Below are 3,643 nucleotides of genomic sequence, written 5' to 3'. Positions count from 1 at the left end.
GGCCAGGTGAGCCATGTATCGATCGAATTCTTTGGATATGCCCATCGCACCCTCGTCACAGGGAAAAATGACGGGCATATCATGCCTTAATTTTTATGACACAGTAAGACTAGTGCTGCGTCGGCAACCTGTCCCAAGAACGGAGCGCGCAGCACAGCCTCAAGCTGGCGCTCCATTCCTTGGAGCGTGGGACGGATGGAGTCGAAAAACTTGCGCTCCGATTGCAAATCGGCGTCTTCGTCGCCGGACTCCTTCACGTGCGACAAGGCGCGGATGTTCCGGTAGGTCGCCTTGATCAGCCCCTTGAAGTAGCGGTTTTCGGGCGTGTCGAATGTTGGGGTCGAAACGCTTTCGTGAATCTTCCGAGGCAGCGCAATGCCGAGGCTTGAGATCGCGGCTCCACCGTTTTCACTTCGAAGAGCACGGGCGATGGCTTGGCGTGAAACTCTGCGGGCGCGCTCAGTGTCGACGGCGATGGCTTTCTTGGCCAACGCGCTGTGCGGGTTCTTGGCGATGCCCAGGGCCAGCTTGATGAAGTCGTCGAAGTGGCTTTTCAACAGGGCGAACCACTCGACGAGTGTCGGGTAATGGTCCTTGGCCGGCGCGGCGAGCCCGTAGGTCTTCGCATTGGCGGCCATGGCCAGGTTGCGAAGCATCGCGGAAACATCGTCCCGCATCGCCACATAGTCCGTGCGATAGTCGGCCTTGCGCGAGAAGGCTTCGATGCGAATCCGCGAGTTTCCGCCCGAGGACGAGATCAGCAAGTCAGAAAAACCGACGTTGTTGCCAAAGTTCAGCAGATGGTGCTCAGTGTCCGGTCGGACGCGCCGGGCCTCCGCTCCTGGTGGCAGCTTCAAGGTCGCTGACGGGTCCAACTTCTCGAAGTGGATGTCATAGGCGACCGCTTCGAAAAACAGTGGCTCCATGAGGTCGCCAGGCGCGATCGGGACCAGAGAATTGGACTTGGCGTCATGGCGCTCCATGGACGACACGCCAGTCACAAGGATCGACGACTCCGGGGTAGTGGCCAGGAATGGTGGAAGTTCGGGCAGCTTCCCAATGATTTCCAGCCTCCAGCCGGCGCCTGCAGCTTGAAGCAGCAAAGGCATCAGGCGCCCCAGTAGCGAGTCGAGCCGTCAAGGTTCAGTAGCTCGATCATGCGGACAACTTTTTGGTGGCTGCGCTCGAGCGGGCCCGCGAAGTCGGCTTCCACTCCAAGTTCCGCCGCAGTGGCCGCCTCCACCCGCGCCTTGAGCCAGTCAGCAAGCTTTTGCAGCGTCTGTGAGAGCACTTCGCCACTGCCCGACACCTTGGGTAAAACCTTTTGAAGGATGCAGAAGTCCAGCGCGGCGTAGCCGGCCATGATGCCGCCCAAGTCGAGCTCCTTCCAGAAGTGCAGATAGAGCAGGATCGCGTCGCGCGTGCGGTAGCCAAACTTGATGCCGGCCGGCGAGAGGATTTCCTGAATCTCGTTGAGTAGCTGGGCTATGTGCTCAAACAGGTCTTGGCTCGCGCCTCGGGCTTCGAGCACAGAGATTGCATTCGAGGAGTTGATCACGATTTGCGCCAACGCGTCGAAGGTTTCGGCGCCAGCCGCAGCGCCCGAAGCGAATGAGGTCAAATCCGGATCGTCGAACTCGATGGTGAACGCCCGGTCCAGCACCTTCGGGCTGAACGAGTGGGTGGTCTCGTCCATGTTGGCGGTGCCGATGACTCGCAGGTTGGACGGCAGTTCGATGTCGCGCAGTTCGGCTAAGGGGTCGGCCACGCCCGGCGCGGGAGCGGCGGGCAACTCTATGGGCAGCGGATCGGAGCTGATGACGGCGCCGTTGCGTTCGCGGGTTTCAGCCACGCTCAGGAAGTCGCTGAAATAGTGCTCAACGGGGGCGAGGTTCATTTCATCGAGCAAGGCGATGACGAGCTTGCCGGGGCTGCGCTTGGCGTCGAGCAGTCCATCGATCAATGCCCCCTTGATGTATTTGTCGGGCGACAGCGTGGGGACAAAGCCAAACAGGTCGCTGTTATCGGACCATTGAGGCTGCACCGGAATCGCGTGGAAGAGCGAGTTCGTGCGCCTGGCGAATTTGCGGGGAAGCAGGCTTTTGCCAGTGCCCGAAATGCCCGAGAGGATGACCAAGGGGCTGACGGTCATGGCAAGGAAATAGTTCGCGAGCTCGGCTGTTGAAATGACATAGCCCTCGGCGTCCATGAGCGCTTGAATGCGAGCGAGAGCGTCGCTGGCGGAGGCTCCTGCCGACGGTGGGCCGCCTCCCGCAGGAATGGCCGGCGCAGCGCGCGGCACCAAAGCCGAGCCGAACCGATATTCCTTCGTCATGCTGCCGGCCCGTTGTTCCGACTGCGCCTGGGTCATGCCTCCAGTGAGTTCCAAGTACCCGGTCTTCATGAGCCTTTTGGGTTGGTGTGGGCGGCCGGTGCTCGGCACCGCGACGCCAGGGGGAATGTTTTGCCAAATCACATCCGACGGAAACTTGTAGTCGGGCCCGTGGTCCGCAAGCATCTTTCTAAGGGCTTCGCGGGCGAGCTCAAAAATTTCGTCATTGGTGAGCGGCATCTATTCCTCCTAAGGTGTCAATCCTTGCTGGCCAAAGCCTTCTTGGCTTTTTTAACGGGCGCTTTCGCAGCATTCTCGCTCTTGGCATTGGCAGGGGACCGAGCGTCCAGTTGAGCAGCCAAATGAAGCGCGATGGCTTGGGACAGTCCTGGGGGCACAGCTTCCCCGATCATGTCCATGCCGACCCCGATGCGCCCGGTGTCGTTGTCATCGGTCATTGATGTAACGAATCGGAAGTCGTCATCGAACGATTGCAGGCGTGCGGCCTCCCGCATCGTGATTCCGCGGAGCTCCTCGGGGTGTGAGAAGCGGCCGGAGCCAAGGAAGTTCGCGTTGGCTGTGATGGTCAAGGCGGGCGCGTCCCAAGCCAGCCGGGTGTAGGCGCTCCAATAGTAGTCCTTGTAGAAGACTGGATTGATCGCGCCGGAGCGTTCAAGCTCGCGCCGCGCGCGTTTCTCGGATATGCCTTTGGCTTTGGCGTGGCGGGCAATCGCGAGCTCGTACTTGGCCTGCATGCGTTCGCTTTCGGCGTCCCACGTTTGGCCAGGCCGCATTTCCCGGATGATGTCGAGAACCGAGGCTTTGTAGCCCCGCGTGATGTGGTTGTAGGGGAAGGCGTCTGACGTGCGCATCGACCTCGCATAGTCGCTGGGATGCTCGCCGTATAGGCTCAATGGCCCCCCCCCAAGGACGTCCTCTTCAAACGCTGGGGGCGGCAAGTCGCCGATGGCTTGCGCGACGGTGACCCAGGGGTGGCGCCCCTCCTTCAAGAGCTTCTCGGTCTTGGGGTCGGCATGCGTAGTCTTCGGGAACGAGGCTGGACCGATGGAACTGGCGATGAAGACAGCGCGCTCGCGCAGTTGGGGGACGCCGTAGTCCGCGCAGTTGACGACCGCGACCTCCACTTTGTAGCCTAGGTCTTTTTCTAGCATCTGGATGACAATTTCCGAGAGCTTGCCTAGTCTTACTGTGTCACAAACGTAGTCGGACGCTAACCGCGGCGCAATGCGGGCAATGTCCCAGGGCGCCTGCGAGTGCGACGCTCAACTGAAGGCGCAGCGTCCTGATCGA

General features: G+C 60.7%; 3 protein-coding genes. All 3 read right to left on the bottom strand.

What is annotated here, in order from left to right; translation table 11 throughout:
• Window positions 1-86: 86 nt before the first annotated feature.
• The 3 genes from FFS10_RS22685 to FFS10_RS22675 are packed head-to-tail and all read right to left on the bottom strand — an operon-like array spanning window position 87 to window position 3,516.
• Complete coding sequence (locus tag FFS10_RS22685; RefSeq protein ID WP_137896863.1) at window positions 87-1,109, bottom strand: DUF2357 domain-containing protein; 1,023 nt, start codon at window positions 1,107-1,109, stop codon at window positions 87-89.
• The gene (locus FFS10_RS22680; RefSeq protein ID WP_137896862.1) at window positions 1,109-2,572 is read right to left on the bottom strand and encodes an McrB family protein; all 1,464 of its coding nucleotides are present in this window, start codon (window positions 2,570-2,572) and stop codon (window positions 1,109-1,111) included. The genes FFS10_RS22685 and FFS10_RS22680 overlap by 1 nt, the downstream gene beginning before the upstream one ends.
• 17 nt (window positions 2,573-2,589) lie before the next feature.
• Window positions 2,590-3,516 (bottom strand): DNA cytosine methyltransferase, encoded by a 927-nt coding sequence (locus tag FFS10_RS22675; RefSeq protein WP_283957677.1) that lies wholly within the window; start codon window positions 3,514-3,516, stop codon window positions 2,590-2,592.
• Window positions 3,517-3,643 lie beyond the last annotated feature (127 nt).

This window comes from Ramlibacter sp. 2FC (genome assembly GCF_005503345.1).
Classification (GTDB): Bacteria; Pseudomonadota; Gammaproteobacteria; order Burkholderiales; family Burkholderiaceae_C; genus SCMQ01.
The sequence above is the reverse complement of the archived record's forward strand: the minus strand, read 5'-3'. Positions and strand labels throughout refer to the sequence as shown.